Source organism: Lacihabitans sp. CS3-21 (assembly GCF_024343675.1).
Lineage (GTDB): Bacteria > Bacteroidota > Bacteroidia > Cytophagales > Spirosomataceae > Leadbetterella.
The window spans coordinates 120606-139095 of sequence record NZ_RJUD01000004.1; the positions used below are offsets into that span (position 1 = coordinate 120606).

The 18490-nt window shown below is 36.4% G+C and carries 18 protein-coding genes; 8 read left to right on the plus strand and 10 right to left on the minus strand.

Going from position 1 to position 18490, the window contains the following annotated elements; genetic code table 11:
• Nucleotides 1-112 precede the first annotated feature (112 nt).
• Entirely contained in the window at nucleotides 113-1408 is a 1296-nt protein-coding gene (locus tag EGI24_RS04140; protein WP_255047065.1) for a Gfo/Idh/MocA family protein, read from the plus strand.
• A 4-nt stretch (nucleotides 1409-1412) separates the two neighbouring features.
• On the opposite strand, the gene EGI24_RS04145 is transcribed toward EGI24_RS04140, so the two are convergent.
• Nucleotides 1413-2519 (minus strand): M50 family metallopeptidase, encoded by a 1107-nt coding sequence (locus tag EGI24_RS04145; RefSeq protein ID WP_255047066.1) that lies wholly within the window; start codon nucleotides 2517-2519, stop codon nucleotides 1413-1415.
• 169 nt (nucleotides 2520-2688) lie between these two features.
• On the opposite strand from EGI24_RS04145, the gene EGI24_RS04150 reads away from it, so the two are divergent.
• A complete protein-coding gene (locus tag EGI24_RS04150; RefSeq protein ID WP_255047067.1) occupies nucleotides 2689-3030 on the plus strand; it encodes a DUF6984 family protein in 342 nt (113 codons plus the stop codon).
• A gap of 113 nt (nucleotides 3031-3143) precedes the next feature.
• On the opposite strand, the gene EGI24_RS04155 is transcribed toward EGI24_RS04150, so the two are convergent.
• The 3 genes from EGI24_RS04155 to EGI24_RS04165 are packed head-to-tail and all read right to left on the minus strand — an operon-like array spanning nucleotide 3144 to nucleotide 8753.
• Nucleotides 3144-6788, minus strand: a complete 3645-nt coding sequence (locus tag EGI24_RS04155; protein ID WP_255047068.1) for a PVC-type heme-binding CxxCH protein — start codon at nucleotides 6786-6788, stop codon at nucleotides 3144-3146.
• Between the two features lie 10 nt (nucleotides 6789-6798).
• The gene (locus tag EGI24_RS04160; RefSeq protein ID WP_255047069.1) at nucleotides 6799-7923 is read right to left on the minus strand and encodes a Gfo/Idh/MocA family protein; all 1125 of its coding nucleotides are present in this window, start codon (nucleotides 7921-7923) and stop codon (nucleotides 6799-6801) included.
• Complete coding sequence (locus tag EGI24_RS04165) at nucleotides 7920-8753, minus strand: sugar phosphate isomerase/epimerase (protein WP_255047070.1); 834 nt, start codon at nucleotides 8751-8753, stop codon at nucleotides 7920-7922. The genes EGI24_RS04160 and EGI24_RS04165 overlap by 4 nt, the downstream gene beginning before the upstream one ends.
• A gap of 135 nt (nucleotides 8754-8888) precedes the next feature.
• On the opposite strand from EGI24_RS04165, the gene EGI24_RS04170 reads away from it, so the two are divergent.
• On the plus strand, nucleotides 8889-9755 hold the full coding sequence (locus tag EGI24_RS04170; protein WP_255047071.1) for an AraC family transcriptional regulator: 867 nt from the start codon (nucleotides 8889-8891) through the stop codon (nucleotides 9753-9755).
• Nucleotides 9756-9758: 3 nt separating this feature from the next.
• Here EGI24_RS04170 and EGI24_RS04175 read toward each other — a convergent pair whose 3' ends face one another.
• Genes EGI24_RS04175 through EGI24_RS04185 form a run of 3 tightly spaced genes read right to left on the minus strand, consistent with a single transcriptional unit; the run spans nucleotide 9759 to nucleotide 11273 of the window.
• A complete protein-coding gene (locus EGI24_RS04175; RefSeq protein WP_255047072.1) occupies nucleotides 9759-9968 on the minus strand; it encodes a VF530 family DNA-binding protein in 210 nt (69 codons plus the stop codon).
• A 1-nt stretch (nucleotide 9969) separates the two neighbouring features.
• Nucleotides 9970-10674 carry a DUF3307 domain-containing protein gene (locus EGI24_RS04180; protein WP_255047073.1) on the minus strand — a complete coding sequence of 235 codons (705 nt, stop codon included), beginning with the start codon at nucleotides 10672-10674 and terminating at the stop codon, nucleotides 9970-9972.
• Nucleotides 10671-11273 (minus strand): SatD family protein, encoded by a 603-nt coding sequence (locus tag EGI24_RS04185; protein WP_255047074.1) that lies wholly within the window; start codon nucleotides 11271-11273, stop codon nucleotides 10671-10673. Before EGI24_RS04185 ends, EGI24_RS04180 begins: the two co-directional genes overlap by 4 nt.
• A gap of 268 nt (nucleotides 11274-11541) precedes the next feature.
• Here EGI24_RS04185 and EGI24_RS04190 point away from each other — a divergent pair, with 268 nt between their 5' ends.
• The 4 genes from EGI24_RS04190 (at nucleotide 11542) to EGI24_RS04205 (ending at nucleotide 15706) form a co-directional block, all read left to right on the plus strand.
• On the plus strand, nucleotides 11542-13419 hold the full coding sequence (locus tag EGI24_RS04190; protein ID WP_255047075.1) for an AAA domain-containing protein: 1878 nt from the start codon (nucleotides 11542-11544) through the stop codon (nucleotides 13417-13419).
• A 122-nt stretch (nucleotides 13420-13541) separates the two neighbouring features.
• Nucleotides 13542-14567 carry a glycosyltransferase gene (locus EGI24_RS04195; protein ID WP_255047076.1) on the plus strand — a complete coding sequence of 342 codons (1026 nt, stop codon included), beginning with the start codon at nucleotides 13542-13544 and terminating at the stop codon, nucleotides 14565-14567.
• Nucleotides 14568-14625: 58 nt separating this feature from the next.
• The gene (locus EGI24_RS04200; protein WP_255047077.1) at nucleotides 14626-15135 is read left to right on the plus strand and encodes a DinB family protein; all 510 of its coding nucleotides are present in this window, start codon (nucleotides 14626-14628) and stop codon (nucleotides 15133-15135) included.
• 13 nt (nucleotides 15136-15148) lie between these two features.
• Nucleotides 15149-15706 (plus strand): DinB family protein, encoded by a 558-nt coding sequence (locus EGI24_RS04205; RefSeq protein WP_255047078.1) that lies wholly within the window; start codon nucleotides 15149-15151, stop codon nucleotides 15704-15706.
• A 76-nt stretch (nucleotides 15707-15782) separates the two neighbouring features.
• Here the strand turns inward: EGI24_RS04205 and EGI24_RS04210 are convergent, their stop codons facing one another.
• Genes EGI24_RS04210 through trpS form a run of 3 tightly spaced genes read right to left on the minus strand, consistent with a single transcriptional unit; the run spans nucleotide 15783 to nucleotide 17733 of the window.
• Nucleotides 15783-16211: a DUF2147 domain-containing protein gene (locus tag EGI24_RS04210; protein ID WP_255047079.1), complete on the minus strand. Its 429-nt coding sequence runs from the start codon at nucleotides 16209-16211 to the stop codon at nucleotides 15783-15785.
• Nucleotides 16208-16756 carry a phosphatase PAP2 family protein gene (locus tag EGI24_RS04215; protein ID WP_255047080.1) on the minus strand — a complete coding sequence of 183 codons (549 nt, stop codon included), beginning with the start codon at nucleotides 16754-16756 and terminating at the stop codon, nucleotides 16208-16210. Before EGI24_RS04215 ends, EGI24_RS04210 begins: the two co-directional genes overlap by 4 nt.
• 2 nt (nucleotides 16757-16758) lie before the next feature.
• A complete protein-coding gene (gene trpS, locus EGI24_RS04220; RefSeq protein WP_255047081.1) occupies nucleotides 16759-17733 on the minus strand; it encodes a tryptophan--tRNA ligase in 975 nt (324 codons plus the stop codon).
• A gap of 54 nt (nucleotides 17734-17787) precedes the next feature.
• Between trpS and EGI24_RS04225 the strand changes: the two genes are divergently transcribed.
• Nucleotides 17788-18456 carry a DUF2461 domain-containing protein gene (locus EGI24_RS04225; protein ID WP_255047082.1) on the plus strand — a complete coding sequence of 223 codons (669 nt, stop codon included), beginning with the start codon at nucleotides 17788-17790 and terminating at the stop codon, nucleotides 18454-18456.
• Nucleotides 18457-18490 lie beyond the last annotated feature (34 nt).

The window sequence follows — 18490 nt, forward strand, 5'->3', positions numbered from 1 at the left end:
TAATTAAGGCCATTTAGCACCAATAAGCTAAATGGCTTTTGTTTTATAGTATGGAATTTGCCAAAGTTATTTTTTAATCATAATTTCATGAACATTTATTCAAAACCTTATTATGAATCGCAAATCATTTCTTAAAACTTCTGCTTTGGCGGCAGGGGCAATAATTTCTAGACCGCTGATAACATTGGCGTCTCAATCCAAATATAAATTGGCTCTAATAGGCTCGGGCTGGTGGGGAACCAACATCCTCAGAGAAGCTATTAGGTCAGGAGAATGTCAATTGGTGGCTCTTTGTGATGTAGACGAAAGGCAAGTTAAAAAATGCCTAGAAGAAGTAAATAAACTTACCAATGATCAGCCAAAAGTATATAAAAACTACCAGGAATTGCTTCATAAAGAAAAGCCTGAGATAGTAATAAATGCAACTCCAGATCATTGGCATGCCCTTATAGCAATAGATGCCATGAAAGCTGGTGCACATGTGTATTTAGAAAAACCCATAAGTCATACCGTTAATGAAGGAAAGGCAATCTTGAAAACGGCAAGAGATACACAAAGAATATGTATTACAGGTTTTCATAGACGATATTCACCTCATAATGTGAGCGGTCAAGAATTTTTGAAGTCGGGAAAAGTTGGGCAAATAAAAGAAGTAAAAGCCTTCGTTACTTATAATTTTGGGCAAGGAAAAGTGGTCTCTGATGAACCCATTCCCGAAGGCTTAGATTGGGATACTTGGTGCGGGCCCGCTCCGCTTGTTGCTTATAATCCATCTATTCATCCTAGAAATTGGAGACAAAGAGTAGAGTTTGCCAATGGCCAATTGGGAGATTGGGGTCCGCATTGGTTTGACCAAATACTCTGGTGGTCGGAAGAAACCGCCCCTAAAAAGATTTTTTCGGTGTCAACTGACAAAATAAATACAAATAACAACAATACACCTGAAAGTCAAGTAGTTGTTTATGACTTTGAAGGATTTACTTGTACTTGGGAGCACAGTCAATTAAACGGTCGTCCAACTTCTAAAACTGAAAATGTTGGTGTTTACTTTCATGGAACTGAGGGTACTTTTCATATGGGATGGATTGGTGGTTGGTCATTTTATCCAAAAAACAAAAATGCTGAAGTCATACATGTTGATGCAAAATTGAACCAGCCAGATCAGCAAAATATTGATTTGGTTTGGGCAGATTTCTTGAATTCTATTAAAAGCAAGAAACTCCCATTCGCTGATATTGAGATTGGTTACCAAGCTACAAATATGAGTCTATTGGGTATGGCGGCATTGAAAGCAGGAAAAAGTCTTGATTGGGATGGTAAATTGGGGAAAATAACCAATGATTCGGATGCCAATAAGTTATTAGAAAGGCAGTATCGAAAAGGTTATAATTATCCAAAATACAAATAATGTTTTAATCGATTTTCAAAGATTCCAACCTTTCTTTGACTGAAATAGCCATTCCTTTGTCTAGCAGATTTGGCAGTTCTTGGAGAGCTTTACTTATAAGCTCTCCAACTTTTGTTTTATCGCCATTTAAATTAGCCAAAACTGCTTCTGCAAGAAATATTTGGGCTTTGGGCACAAAAGGACTTGGTTTAAAGTTAGACCAATATTCTTGAGTCTTAGAAAGGTCTTTTCTAGCGAGGCCATAAAAAATACTAGCATCCAACCAAGCTACTCCTCTGAAGGGTTCTGGAATTTCTGTAATGTTGTCTAAGTAATTATTCAAATATATTTCCGCCTTTTCTAGGTCATTTTTGTCAAAAGCAGCATGAAACAAATAACTGATTAGATAAACTTTAAATGGGTCATTGAGCTTATCTGCAAGATAATATGCTCGTTCTAAATCATTTTCATCAATATCCGCATATCGAACTCCAGCATTTGTCTTTGACATTATTTTTAAGAACAGAATCTCCATTTCAGAAGTATCATCATTTTTCATTAGTCTTTTTATTCTTCCTCCATCAGAATAAAAAGTACCCGCTTTGAATGGAATGGCTGTAACTAGGAAAATCAAAAATGAAAGGAATGAAGTGATAATCAAAACTATACCAAAAAACCTGAGAGCATTATTCTGTTCATTTAAGGGAAGAAAATACCATAAAGTAAAGATGAAAAGAGAAAGTAAAATACTGGCTAATGGACCACCTGCGACATAGTTTATAAATCTCTTACGTAAATTTTCCTCAGAAGTGGGCAAACAGACTACCATTCCTCCAGAAAGATTAAGACTTTTATTCCATTTGAATTTCCATTTTTGATTTTCTTTTTCGAAGAAAAATGGTCCGATGATAAACATCCGAAAATCAAATCCCATCATTTTACCAGCAACTGCATGACCAATTTCATGGAATCCAACTACTAAAAAATAGATTGGAATCAAAAAAACGAGCAAACTAAAAACGTATATTTTAGGTAAATCTTTGGGAACAGAACTCAAGCCATACTTGCCAAACAAATACCCCAAAGCCCCACCAACAAGTAGCATTACAGCTATTTTAAAAATTTTATTCATAAACGTCTGGTCTAAAAAATATCACAAATAAAGACAAATGTTTCTGGAGCATAAATTAAATATGTTAACTGGTCGATAATTTACATGAATGATGAATTTGTGAAGACTTTTCTGAAAGGCATTTTTGAAACCTTGGGTAATTAGTTTTCCTTTGTACTTTGAAAAATACATGATGAACGAAAGAAGAAAAATTAAAGAAGAGGAAATCAATCTCATTGTTTTTTTACTAAATAAGGTTGGACTAACTGCAGTTGAGTATCCTATCAATGAGTTAGTAGAAGAGTATGAAGGTTATGTGATGGGAAGTATTGGTTTGGGAAATCCAGAAGTTTGTCCATATGCTGGAGACCTCATTCAAGCAAAATATATTGATACTGATGGCAAAGAAGTGGCCATAACCTTGACAATGGATGAAAACGGCCAATTACTGGATTTGGACTTTTGGAAGGTAGATTTTTCGAAACTTTTAGTATACCCAAAACCTGAGGATTTGTTTTTTGTAGAAGAATAAAAAGCTGTAAACAAAAAAAGTATCAGTAGTGACCTCTATTTTCAGTAGACAATTTTGTCAGCTTTCAATTAGAAAATCGGACTACTAATACTTTCTTTTTAAGCCTTCTAGCTTTATTTAACCACCTTCATTGTTCCATTCATTAATCTCCAGTGACCTGGAAATGTACAAACATAAGGATAATTGCCCACCGTTTCAGGTGCTTTGAAGGTTAACTTAAAACTTTGGTCAGGCGTAATCAATGGCGTAGAAAATAGAACTTCTGACAAAGCCGGAACATAATTTTTCTCTGCTCCTTTTTCATCCATCATCATTTTGTCTGCAGCAATTCCCACTTTTTCCATGGTTTTTGGTTTAACTATCACCAAGTTATGTTGCATAGCGTCTGGGTTTTCAAAGGTAAGTTCTACCGTTTGACCTGGCTTTACTGTAAATTCCGTTACATCATACTTCATAGCCTCTCTAATGGCTTTAATCTTCACTATCTTAACTTCACCATTGGGTTTTGTATCTTCTATTACTTTCCAAGCAGTTAAAAGTCTGGTTAGTCTTGTATCAGGTGTTTTATTGAGATTTGTCAAGAAAACTTTATCCGCAGGTTTTACCTTTACGTCTTTCAACCTGTAATTCCAACCCTCAGAAATGGCCTTCAAAATTGAATTTTTACCGTGTAAGTCTAAACTTTGTGCACGTTTCAGTAAAGCCACCAAAGAATCTACAGGAGCCACAGAGGCATAAGAACGAATAGATCTCTCCAAAGCAAATGCATTCATGTTTGCTGGTGCTCCAAAAGTGATTTTTTTGCTAGAATTGTTGTTTTTTTCATTTCCCTCTGCAATTTCATTGTTTTTGTCCATTGAAACTCTGAGGTTATAATCTCCCACAATGTCGGCAAAGAATGAAATATTACCTACCCAAGGCCCATTGATATTCTTGGTTATCGAAACTGTTTCGCCAGCTTTAATGCCTTCCTTAAAATTTCTACTCAATTGGTCAACTTTTATACCCATTCCTTCAAAAGTCATGTCCAATTGAACAAATTTATCAGCTGGCAAATCTTGTGTTCCCTGATTTTTAACATCTACTACCACTGAAATTCTTTCTCTAGCTGAAGGATTTGCTGGGTCAATTTTTATTTCAGAGATGACCAAATCTACTCCCTCAACCTTGGTTTCTGCTTTGGCTTCCTGCATCATTTTGTTATGGTCATGAGCCATTGGAGCTGCAGCAGTGGGCTTTGCCAATTTAGCGGCTTTGAGCTGATTGCCAAGCTGTTTTTTCATAAGTTTTCCGTTGTTGGCAGATAACACAGTTGCAAAAGCATCTGGAAGCCATCGGTCTTCAACTTCAGTTGACTTGGCCATTCTGTCGAAAAATGCCTTCTCGGCAACAGCATTAAGAGGAGACTTTGAAAGTAACAAAAGGGTATTCAACACAACCAGAGGCTCTTTATCATTCAAAAGATCATTTTTAAGAACAGTTTCAACAGATTTTGCTGAGAAATCCATCACCTTTAAACCATTTTTACGAATATCTGAAGAAGAATGTTTTAATGCAATTTCTATCACATTTTGATCAATCGCATTTAAACCTTTAAGTGTCCAAAGTGCATTGATAGCCGGAGCATTAATACCGATTTCGTCCACAGATTGGTCTCTTAAAATCTCAATTAAAGCAGGCACAACATCTTTTTGTCCTCTTTCTACTAAGAGTCTTTGAGCTTGCATTCTCCAAAACATATTGTTGTTTTTCAAAGCCGCCAAAAGATCAGCACTATTGTTTTTAGAAAGCGACAATGGCTTATATGCTGGAGCTTCTTTTGCTGAAACTCTGTAGATTCTACCATGTGTAAAATCTCTCAAATCAGTGTCGTAGGCATTACCTGCACCATTTTTAAAGTCTCTTGGCACAGGATTGTGCTGAATGATATAGCTGTACCAGTCTGCTACCCAAACCGCCCCATCAGGACCAGTTTCAGCAAAAACTGGTGAAAACCACTCGTCGGCCCCAGCCATCAAGTTGAAACTTTCTTTGTCAAAATAATCCGTTCCTTTTTTTATCAAATTATTTTGGTGAAGAACGTGTCCAGTTGGTTCTGCTACAAATGCTATTTTGTTCCAATATTTTTTAGGGAAAGACCTCGCAGTATAAAAATTATGTCCAGCCGCAGCTGTAAAACCTCCAAAAGCATCCACTTGCCTTACTTTAGGTGTTATTGGTTTCATATCGCGGTGGGTATCTGTACTTCTGCTGCCATTATCCACGTTATTTTTTGAGTTGAAATAGCTATGCGGAATTGCCATATACCAACCATGTGAATTGTTGGCAGTTGAACCAAAAACATCGTTGGTTTCGTTAAAACTCATGCCCCAAGTATTATTTGAGGTAGTGGTCATCCACTCCATTTTGCTTCCATCAGGTAAAAACCTAAAAAAAGCTTGACCAAATTTCAAGGAGTCAGTTTGAGCCAATTTTCCATTAAAGCCAGAATAACCCACGCAACCCCAAATCCAGTTGTCGAATCCATAATGAAGATTTGAAGGCCCAGCATGGGTGTCGAAAGTACCGAAACCTGTGAATAGCACTTTTTTAACATCTGCTTTATCATCACCATTTGTATCCTGCAAGAATATCATATCTGGGGCTTGAGAAACTATCAATCCGCCATTGGCAAAAATCATCCCAGTTGGTATACTCAATCCGTCGGCCCATTTGGTAAATTTGTCAGCCTTTCCGTCTTTGTCTGTATCTTCACATAATAATATATAGTCTGAACCACCCTCAGGTTTACGTTCGTTGGGATAATCTTTGGTTATTAGTACAAACAATCTTCCTTTTTCGTCCCACGAAAGTGCAATTGGGTGCATTACGTTTGGTTCAGCGGCAAACATTTCCAATTTAAATTCTACTGGAATCTGAATATGCTTCATTGATTCTTCTGGTGATAAAGGAAATTGTTGCAATTGAACACCTGGACGTTGCTCATAGTTGGGCAGTTTTGCCTCACGATATCTGAAAGGTTCAGGGTTTCTGGCATTAAAAGCGGCTAAGGCTTCCTCATTTACCGACCACAAAATGGCTTTGTAAAGCATTTCTTGGAAACCTTCGTTTAACCAAGTTCGTTCGTCATGGCCGTAGGCCGTATAAAATACCTTTCCCTTTCCATGGGTTCTTGTCCAAGTGTAAGGCTCCGTTTTTGTATCTGGCTTATCTTTAAACTGGTCAGCTTTTATTTCCCTTGTGGCCAAAATGTTATTGTCAGCCTCTAGTTTAGTATGCAAATAAGTTTCATCAAATGCAGTAAAAGGCTTCAAACCTTGCATAACAGGGTGATTGGGTTGTATGGTCTGCGTAGTGATGGAGTCCATAGTATGTCTCCAAAACTGCCCTCCAACCAATTTTATAAACTCCGGAGAGTTTCTGAAACAATAAGATGCACAGTGAATGGGTAAAAATCCTTTACCTGATGCTACAAAATCAAGCAATGCTTTTTCTTGAGAGGGACTGATTTCGTCCCAATTGGCAAATAGCATTACCGCATCATAATTATTCAGTGTTTGGGGGTTTAAGTCTGCCAAATCATCGGTATAGGTCACATTGATACCTTTAGGACCCAATGCTGCCATCAACGATGGTACACGCTCGATGGGTTTGTGATGACCATTATCGCCTAAGAAAAGAACTTCCAGTCTTCGAGCTTTTTGAGCGAAGGTGGAAACAAACGAAATGGTTAACAGAAAAATGAGTATTTTTCTCATTGTTTTTTATTTATATGTTGAAAAAATCTGGTACTCTAATCAATTCACCTCCTTGCATGGCCGATTCATGAGCCAATATGCCCACAGAGGTCCAGTTTGCAGACTGAGCCGCATTAGGAAATGGGTCACGGTCTTCAACCAAGGCGGTTAAAAACTCATGAGCTAAGTGTGGATGGGATCCACCATGACCGCCACCCTGTGCAAAACTCAAATGGGTATTTTCGTCAGAATCATAAACGCCTTTACCTGTAAACGATTGGATTTCTTTTGGAAGCAAATGAGCATAATCTGGAGTTTCTACTTTCTCAGGAATCTCCGGTTCAGGTTTTTTTGCCGTATGAATCACATTCGGTTCGCCTTCTATCAGTGCCCATTCGAATGATTTTTTTGAACCATACACCTCAAAACTCTCACGATATTGACGGGCCACATCAAAAAGAGAACGATACACATAAGCACTTAAGTCACTGTTTTTGAACTTAATATGTGCCGATTCAACTGCAAATGGCGAGTTGTGTATTTTTACTAAATCTTCCGAAATTGTTCCAGAACCAAAGCAAGAAACATATTCGGCTTCAAGTTTTAACAAACCAGCAACAGGGCCAACGCAATGGGTAGCATAATGCATAGGTGGCAATCCAGGCCAATAGTCAGGCCATCCTTCCATGTCTTGTTGATGCGATGCTTTTAGAAACTGTACCTTTCCCAATTCTCCTTTTTCATACAATTCTTTGACAAACAAAAACTCACGGGCATATACCACAGTTTCCATCATCATGTATTTTTTGCCTGTTTCTTGCGTAGCTTTTACGATTTTCATACAATCTTCCACGCTCGTGGCCATAGGAACAGTACATGCGACATGTTTGCCCGCATATAATGCCTTGAGAGATTGCTCAGCATGATTGGGAATTGGTGAATTGATGTGTACTGCATCAATTTCAGGATCACGCAATAGCTCGTCGTAGTCAGAATATCTTTTTTCGATACCGAATGTATCTCCGATTTTATTCAGACTTTCAACGTTACGTTGACAAATAGCATACATATTAGCGTTTGGATGACGCTGATAAATAGGAATAAATTCTGCTCCAAATCCCAAGCCTACTATGGCGATATTTATTTTTTTACTCATTTTATTATAGTATTAAGATATTCATAACTGTCTTTCATTAATTGCTCTTCTGAGTCGAACATTTTCCTCCAAATATTTGCTGCTGCAAGTTTTTCACTAAATGCTTCAATACTCAGCATTCCTTCGTAATTTATTGATTTTAAAGCTTCTAGAACTTCTGGAATCTCTACTCGCCCATGGCCTAAAGTTCCTCGGTCATTTTCTGAAAGTTGTACATGTACCAATTTATCCCCAATTTTTTTAATGGCCTCGGTCATGTTTTTTTCTTCAATATTGGCATGAAAAGTATCAAACATGATTTTGCAAGCGGGATGATTAACATAATTGACCAAATCTAAAAGCTCGTCAGAACAAGAAACCAAATAACTCTCGAATCTATTCAAATATTCTAATCCGAGTGTAATTCCCATGCTATCCGCATATTCTGATAAATCCCAAAGACCTTCTTTTGCCCAAAGTTTTTCTTGTGCAGTTGCTTTTGAACCCGTAAAAACTCCTAATGCGGAATGAAATGGTCCTGTGAGTAAATCTGAACCCAATATCATGGCACAGTCTAATGCCAATTTATTTCTTTCCAAAGTACTTTTTCTTTCGGCAGGATCAGAACTGATAAAACTTTCACCCGGGCCATTGATGGTAACTGCTATTCTCGCCAATTCCAACTCATCCAATTTTTTTCTCCAAGTGTACCAATGCTCAGGATTTGTATTGAAAATCGGTATTTCCACCCCATCGTATCCGATTTCTTTTATTTGCTCCAATACTGGGAATAAACGCTCATCAATTTCGGTTCCCCAAAGTAAGAGGTTCATCCCGATTTTGTTCTTCATAAGTGTATAGTATATTTAAGTACAATATTATAGAAGAAAATTGCAATTTTGTTCCTTTATATTTGCCAGAACTACCAGTATTTTGACTATTTTTGCATAAATAGTAAATTTGGCGAACAAAAAACAGTACTTAAAATGCCAGTTGTTCTTGAAAAAAATATCGGTAGTCAGCAAGATTCTGTCACAGTTTTAGACTTGAGAGAAAGCTTCTTTGATCCAAATTGGCACTTTCACCCTCATTACCAATTGTTTACAGTTTTGGAAGGCACAGGCACTCGCTTCATTGGCGATAGTATTCAATATTTCGAAGCTGGCGACACCGTTTTTCTTGGGCCCAATTTACCTCATCTTTGGCGGAGTGACAAAATGTATTTCGAAAACAATTCCACCTTGAAAACTCATGGCATTGTTCTTTATTTTACCGAAGATTTCCTTGGAAGTGATTTTTTTGAGAAATCTGAAATGTCAGTTCTGAATGCTTTGCTGAAAAATTCGAGTAGAGGTTTGGTTTGGTCAGGTAAAACAAAGCAACACGTTATTGATAGGCTTTTGGAGTTACGGAACATTAAGGGCTTTAAACGTATTTTAATTTTACTTGATTTATTGCATTCTCTTTCTCAATCGAAAGATTATCAATTTATTACGAACGAAAACTACACCAATCTGCATAAACTCTCAGAAACCGAACGAATGCAGAAAGTTTATGAATATGTGAGCAAAAACTTCAAAGACACTATCAAATTGAGTGATATTGCTGAAAAGGTAAACATGAGCGAGGCTGCTTTTTGTAGGTATTTTAAAAAACGCACAAATCGGTCTTTTGTGGATTTTGTAAATGAAATTCGGATTGGGAATGCTTGTAAACTACTCAGTCAGAATACCCTGAATGTTTCAGGAATTTGTTTTGAAAGTGGTTTTAATACCATTTCAAACTTCAATTTCCATTTTAAGAAAATTGTTGGAAAAACACCTTCTGAATACGCTCGTGCGTTGAAAAATTAGTTTTTATGCCTTGTTTTTGATTTCTCTAATATACAATTGTTCCACTTTTGTTCTAGCCCAAGGTGTTTTTCGAAGAAATGTCAAACTTGATTTTATACTTGCGTCGAATTTGAAGCAGTTTACTTTTACCTCGTCATACATGGCCTCCCAACCGATGTTTTCTACCAAATAATTCAAGATTTTTTCTAGTGTGATACCGTGTAATGGATCCATTTTAAACAAATTTTAAAAGTTTTTGGTAGGCCAAGGCCACGCCAATGGCTATTCCGAAGCTCAATAAGGTGCCTATCAATATATATTCTGTCATTTTTACTTCATGGCTTTTGGTCAAGTCACCGATTCTAAAAACCGACTTGGCCGCCAACAAGAATCCAACGCCTTCCCAATGGTTCAAAACGATAAATACAAAAACCAAAATCCGCTCCATCATTCCAATGTATTTTCCAGCGGTATTTGTGGCTTCATTTTCTTGTTTCCATCTTGAAATCAATATTTTAATGACAACCGACGCTACATAGCTAATGATTATAAATGCAGTAAATAGCAAAAGTGTTTTTGGTTTGAAAAAAAACGGGAAGTTAATTTGAAACGAAAAATACAGTTTTGTGATCAGAAAAATGACCAAAAAATGCAATAATTGATCTAATAAAAATAATCTTCTAGTTTCAATTTTGTCTTTCAATAAAAGTTTTGCTAAGTCAATCAAATAGTGCGAAATAGGTATCAAAAGCAATGCTATCCAATATTTAATATCAAATTGTAAAACTACCAAAAGCAACACAAAATGAATGCAGATGTGATAATACAGGTATTTAGATTTATATGTTTTTCTGTTCTTGTTTTCAATCCATTTGTCGGGTTGAAGCATAAAATCTCCCAAAAGATGTGCGAGTGTGATTTTTAATACCCAAGCTATCATAGTTCACTGATTTTGAGTTTATAATAATTTAAAAGTCTCTGAATTTCGTCGTATCCTGCTCTTTTCAAACCCTCACTTATGGTGCCTTGTGCTGTTTTGTTGAGCAAATTCGCCAAGTCTTTTTGGTTTAAATTCTGGTTTTCAATTTTTAATTTGATCAGTTTTGCTGCGGTCTCTGTCCATCTATCTATGGTTAGTGAGGCCAGTTCTATCATCAAATTCAGCGTTTCGTTCAAGTCTTTATTGGGCGTTTTGATGGCAAGTGTTTGCTTTTTTAATTCTTCAAAGCATTCTCCTGAGTTCAAAAACGCAGTTCCGTTTGATTCTGTAATTTTAGCGGCTTGATAGGTTATTTCTCCAATACCAATTCCAATCCTTACATCCAGGTTTTTCCACTGCTTTATTTTGGCTTTAATGAGAATTGCTGCCATTAAAGCGTCTTCAGGCTTGGTATTTAGTTGAAAACTATCCCCTCTAAATATCTCCCAATTTTTCGGCTCCTTTCCGTACTTTTTGAGTACTTTTTTCAATGCAGGCATCCATTCAGAGGGTTCTACCTGCCTTGAATTAATCAAGTCTCCTGTTATTATTGCTTCCATATTATTTAAAAAACACCCAAATATAATACCATAATGCCTATTTTCAAAAAATATCTGCTAATTAGCAGATATTTATAATTATCGGTCAATTAGCCGATATTTTTAATTATCGGCTTTTAAGCAGATATTTTTAATTATCGGCTCTAAAGCAGATATTATTTAAAAATATAGACTAAAATACACTTTAAAGGATGTTTTTCTATCTAAATATACCCAGAATAGGCATTCGGTAATCTTAACCTTATCTTTGTACCAAAAAACATCCTGAATGGATTATTTCAAAGATTTAGCGGATTTACTAAAAATAGAGAAACTTGAAGATCAAGCACAATATAAAAAACTTACAGAGTCGGCTTCTATCGGCGAAAGGCGGGCAAATGGCCTCACATGGTATCCTGTGGCCATCAGAGGGCAAGAGTTAGGCCGAGGAGACTATCTTACGGTAGAATTTGAACGCACCACACACCAAGACTTACCTCATCAGTTTAGGTTTGGAGTACCAGCGGTTTTGTTCTCCAATCACGACGCAAAGATTGACAGACTCGATGGCACCATAACCTATCAAGGCGGAAATAGGCTCAAAATAAACTTCAGAACGGACGAATTACCAGATTGGAGCAGAGACGGCAAATTGGGTATTGATGTACTTTTTGATAATAATAGCTATGAAGAAATGTTTTCTGCTCTAAAAAAAGCTGAAAATGACGAAGCTGAAATTTCAAAGGTTTTGATAGGAGAAAAAGCCCCAACTTTTCACCTAAAAGAAAATAAATATCATAACGCTCACCTGAATACTTTTCAGAACGAAGCTGTTAATAATGTACTCAATGCCAATCATTTGTCCATAATTCACGGACCTCCAGGAACTGGTAAAACTACGACTATCGTACAGGCAATTAAGGCATTAGTAGATAAGAAAAATGAAAAAATCTTGGTGGTTGCTCCGAGCAATACTGCCGTCGATTTATTGACTGAAAAGTTAAGTGCCGCAGGTTTAAATGTAATTCGACTTGGAAATCCAGCTAGAGTTTCTGAAGATCTTCAAGCACAAACTGTGGAAGGTAAAATAAAAAATCATCCTTCGTTTAAAGATATAAAGACTTGGAAAAAGCAAGCCAATGAATACAAAAACATGGCCCATAAATACAAGCGAAATTTCGGAAAAGCTGAAAGAGACCAACGGAAGGCATTGTTTGATGAAGCACACAAACTGATGAAGGAAGTGGAGAAAATTGAAGAATATATAATTGAGGATCTATCGAATAAAGCTCAGGTAGTTACGGCTACATTGGTGGGTTCCAATCATTATTCTATGAAAAACATCATCTACGACACCGTTGTGATAGACGAAGCAGGTCAGGGAATAGAACCCGCTTGTTGGATTCCTATTTTGAAAGGCAAGAAATTGATTCTTGCTGGTGACCATTGCCAGCTCCCTCCTACTATTAAGTCACAAGAAGCATCAGCGAAAGGCCTTTCAAACACCCTACTTGAAAAATTGACGGTAAAATATCCAGAGGCAGTCACACTGCTACAAACACAATATCGTATGAATGAACAAATTATGGCTCATTCATCAAAAACATTTTACGGCAATCTCTTGAAAGCTCACGAAAGTGTTGCCAGTCATCAATTAAGTGCTGCATATCCTCCAGTTCAATTTATAGACACTGCTGGTTGTGGATTTGAAGAAAAGTTAGAAGGTACAAGCTCCACTAATCCAGAAGAAGCGGCTTTTCTTGTCAAAAGATTAGAAGAACTGGTGAAAGATTTCGTTGAAAAAACGATGCCGAGTATAGCAGTTATCAGTCCATATAAGCAGCAGATTCAGTTATTGAAAGAATTCATCCATGCGTCCAGCATCCTCCAGCCATGGCAAAATAGTATAACCATTAATACCATCGATAGCTTCCAAGGCCAAGAGCGTGATGCCGTTTTTATATCCATGACAAGGTCAAATACCGATGGCGAAATAGGTTTTGTGGCTGATACTCGCCGTATGAATGTGGCCATGACGCGTGCCAGAAAACTATTGGTGGTAGTTGGTGATAGTGCAACAATTGGAAACTTCCCTTATTATTCTGATTTTATAGCTTATACAGAAAAAATACAAGCTTATAAAAGTGCATGGGAATTTATCAATTGAATAGGCATCGCTCGATAAATTTAACACTAAAAAATTGGTATAATTATTGAAACTACAACAAAAATTGTAATTATTGCATTTTAAATATAATTCATTCCCTCATACCATCTTAAGTAAATTAAATGTCGACAACAACTCCGATACCTATAAGTATCTTAATTCCAGCCAGAAATGAAGCCAAAGGGATTAATCGCATGCTCAAATCCCTAGATACCTTAGATTATCCAAAGGAATATTTACAGATATTATTAGCAAATGACAATTCGACCGATGAAACACTTAAGATAATGCAGGATTTTGCTGCTGAAAAACAATGGATTACGGTAGTTGATATTCCTGAAAGAAAACCAGACGAAGATTTAAAAGGCAAAACGAGAGTTTTGGCGATGCTGGCTCATCAAACCACAGGTAAATATTTATTTTTCACAGATGCTGATGTGGCCTTGCCAAGCCAATGGATCAATGGAATGCTTTCAGAACTTCAAAATAACCTCCCTAAAAGAGCCGATAATACGAAAGGGATTGGCGTAATGGTGGGCGTAACGGGCATGAAACACGATAGCTTTGCATCCACTATGCAGGCCTTAGAGTGGTTTTGTGTAGTTACAGTCAATAAATTATTTTCTGATAGAAACATACCCACCACCGGCATGGGCAACAACATGGCTGTGCTAAAGGAAGCCTATTTTGAGGCTGGCGGTTATGAAAAAATCGGATTTAGTATTGTAGAAGATTACACTTTATACAAAAAAATAATCGCTGAAGGTTACGATTTCAGACAAGTTTTTATTCCTGAGGTGGTGGCATACACCGTACCACCAGAAGATTATTTTGAACAGCGAGACAGGTGGATTCAGGGTGCTATAGAATCTAATTCTGGCCCACTGTATTTGGGTATTATGCAAGCAATCTCTCTTCCTTTATATGCCACAATAGCCTTTTTTTCATGGAAAGCTGCTCTGACGGTTTTTCTAATTACTTTTAGTTTTTATAGTTTTTTAGTATTGCGGTTTGAAGCTAGGCTCAAGTTATCTGGATATACTAAATATTTGCCTCTTTTTGCCCTCTATTTACCCACTTCATGGTTACTACAGTTTTTACACTATCTATTTGCTAAAAAAATAGTTTGGAAAGGCAGAGATTATTGAAATATCAAATCTGAAATTGTATTTGATATAAATATTTTCTCTTTTTTTATTCGAAAAAATGAATTCTGAAGTAGATTTTTATCATTTTTGCAAATATTTCCAAAAACGAATGAGGGCATTAGAATTAATCATCGACAATCTTGACACTGTTTTTCGCGGCGACGCATGGCATGGCCCTTCTGTCATGGAAATTATCAATAGTTTACCATTAGAAAAGGTCACGCAGTTTCAGAACTTTTCAAGTCAAACTATAGCTCAGCACATTTATCATTTGGCCGCTTGGAGAAAGTTTACCATCGAAAAACTCAATGACAATATCCACTATAGCCTCGAAACTGAAGAAGACAATTGGGGACCTACGGAATATAATAATCCCGAAAAATTCAATGAATTGGTTGAGTTTTTGAAAAATCAGCATTTTGCTTTGATAACTGAGTTGGAAAAATATGATGATGATATTTTGGAGAAAAACGTACCTGGAGAATACTATAATTTTTATAAACTACTAAACGGATTGATTCAACACGACACCTACCACTTGGGTATGATATGGGTGTTGTGGCAATAAAAACCTTGTTGATATGGCGAACAATACAAACATTAACATCGAAAATTTAAAAAATCTTTTTAATACCGCATTTCATGGTGGAGCTTGGCATGGTCCATCGGTTTTGGAACTAGCCAAAGGTCTAACGGTAAAAGAAGCCTCTTTTTCAGCTGGCAATATTCATAATATAGCCGAACTTTTATATCACATTACAAGTTGGAGGCTGTTTGCAGTAAAAAAAATGCAAGGTGACGAAAATTATAATATTTCAGACGAAAAGGCAAACTGGGGAAATATCGGTAAAATTGATCAGTTTGAGCTGGAGACACTCATGATGGAACTTACCCTCAGCCACGACGAACTCATAAAAGAACTTGAAACAAAGGAAGATTCGTTTTTGCAAGAAATAGTACCTGGTGCTGAATATAACTTCAATACGCTTCTAAATGGAATTATCCACCACGATTTATACCATTCTGGACAAATAGCCATTATTAAGAAATTAGCCAGCAAAGGTGGAAAGGCAGTCGGTGACGATTACACCGAAAGTAGCCGATATTTTGAGGATGATTTAGAAGACGATTTTATCTAATAATAAGAATTCATAAAAAAGCCCTCCAAAGTTTTTATATTTTGGAAGGCTTTTTAGTTTCTGTTGATTTCAAAAATCAATCTGCCTTTGTAAACTTTGAGGTTTTACCAATGAGCGATATTCCAATATATCCTCTTACATCCAATTGAGTCGGACTTACCAACTTCATATTGCTAGAATACGTTTTTCCACTTTTGGGGTCATAAATAGTCCCGTCTGTCCATGCTTTTTCACCATCTTTTTCAAAATTTTTCAAAAAAACCAAACCCAATAGTGGAGCACTCTTAAGTTTGTCATTTGGATTAAATTCGTCCGTACGGGGCTTTCCGTTTTTATTTGGATCTTTTAGCCAAACTATTTTTCCAAATAATTTACCATTTGTTTCATAAAACTGAAGCTTAGCACTTTTTTCGTCGTTATACCAAGTACCTTTGGTGATGTCTTGTGCAGATAACTTAAACACGAGTACTAAAACGAGAACGAACACAGAAAATAATTTTTTCATTTGGTTATTGATTTGTTTATTTCAAAAATAAGGGTTGATATTAAAATTCCAATAAAGCTTCCCAAAAAAACATCTATTGGAAAATGAACTCCGAGATATATACGACTGTAACTAACGATTATTGCCCAGCACAAAAGGAAATATGTCCAGAAATTCCTCTGGCCAAATATTTTATAAATACTAAAAAACAAAGCAAAACTATTGGCTGCATGTGAGCTAACAAATCCATATTTGCCGCCGCAATTTCCTACCAGAATCATTTCACTTAAAAAATCATGACAAGGCCTAAGTCTTTGAAAATAAGGCTTCATTATACCCGAAGCAATAAAGTCACTTAAGCCAACAGCCAACAAAATGAATACTACATATTTCAAACCATCTTTTGAGCCATAGTTTTTGAATAAATATACAACTATGATAAAATACAAAGGAATCCATACTTTAGATTTTGAAAAAAACAGCATTAAAGCATCCAGCCAAGTGGTATGGAATCCATTGAGATATAGAAATAACTGCTTATCAAATTCTAAAATAGTTTCAATCAATTTTATGCGAATTTTAATAGTTTTCTTACTTCATCCATAGTTTGAGCGGCTATTTCTTTTGCTTTTGCTTCACCGTTTCTGAGTTTTGCTTCCAACTCTTCTGGATTTTCCATGTAAAAATCAAAAACCTCTCTTTGTTTTTTGTACCTAGAAAGAATCAACTCTAAGAATTCCTTTTTAGCATGACCATAACCATAACCACCAGCTATATATTTTTCTCGCATGGCAGCAATCTGACTTTCGTCCGCCAAAAAAGAGTATAATTTAAAAACTATACAAGTATCAGGATTTTTCGGTTCTTCCAAAGGTGTGGCGTCGGTTACAATTCTTTTTATTTGCTTGTCCAGTTCTTTCTCAGGCAAAAATATGTCAATGTAGTTGTTATAAGATTTACTCATTTTCTGACCGTCGATGCCAGGAATGGTCATTACTGACTCATTAATCAATGGCTCCGGCAAAACAAATACTTCTCCAAAAACTCTATTGAATGTGGCAGCTATGTCTTTAGACATCTCTAAATGCTGTTTTTGGTCTTTACCAACAGGCACAAAATTCGCCTGATATAGTACAATATCTGCGGCTTGCAACACAGGGTAAGTAAACAATCCTGCATTTACATCCGATAATTTGTCTGATTTTTCTTTGAAAGAATGGGCATTGGCAAGCATTGGATATGGCGTGAGACAACTCAAATACCACAAAAGTTCGGTATGAAATCCAGCTAAGCGAGATTGCCTATAAAAAAAGTTTTTTTCAGCGTCAAATCCACAAGCTAACCAAGCTGAAGCCACAGCCGAGGTATTGGCTTGCAACAAAGCCGCATCTTTTACGGTTGTTAAAGAGTGTAAGTCGGCTATAAAAAGGAAGGACTCGTTTTCGGGATTTTGTGACAAAGCCACAGCAGGCTCTATGGCCCCCAAAATATTCCCTAAATGTGGCCTTCCGCTTGCTTGTATTCCAGTTAAAATTCTAGACATTTTTTATTTTCGCTTTTTTAATCTTACTTTTTCACAAAATTAGACATTTATTATATGATAAGAGAAGCTACTTTTGAATTTTTGAGAAATTTAGAAGAAAACAACAACCGTGAGTGGTTCACCGAAAATCGGACTATTTATGAGCAAGCCAAAGCCGATTTTGCAGAATTCAGCGATACAATGCTTGGAAAACTAAAAGAAATAGAGCCTGATTTTGGTAATACCCAGGTGAAGGACTGTATTTTCAGGATTAATAGAGACATTAGATTTTCGAAAAACAAAGCCCCTTATAAAAATAATTTTTCCGTAGCATTTGGTCCGGGCGGAAGACATTCTGGTAGAATAGACTACTATTTTCAATTACAAAACAACGAGACCTTTATTGGTGCTGGCATGTGGCAGCCCTCTACTACCAACTTGGCAAAGTTTCGTCAGGAATTAGATTATAATCCCGAACTTCTAAAAGGAATAATCGAGGACCCAAAATTCAAACGTACTTTTCCTGTAATCCATGGCGAAAAACTTAAAAGGCCACCCAAAAATTACTCAGAGAATCATCCTGAGATAGAATTATTAAAGTGCAAAGAGTTATTTTTTGTTCGTAAATATCCTAACGTTGAAATTTTAAAAACCGACTTTGCTGACGTACTTTTTGAACACATGAAAGTTATCAAGCCCTACATTCATTATCTCAATGATTTGTTCTTCTCTGAAAATTGTTGAATCAAAATTAAATATTGCTATTGAATCAAATTGC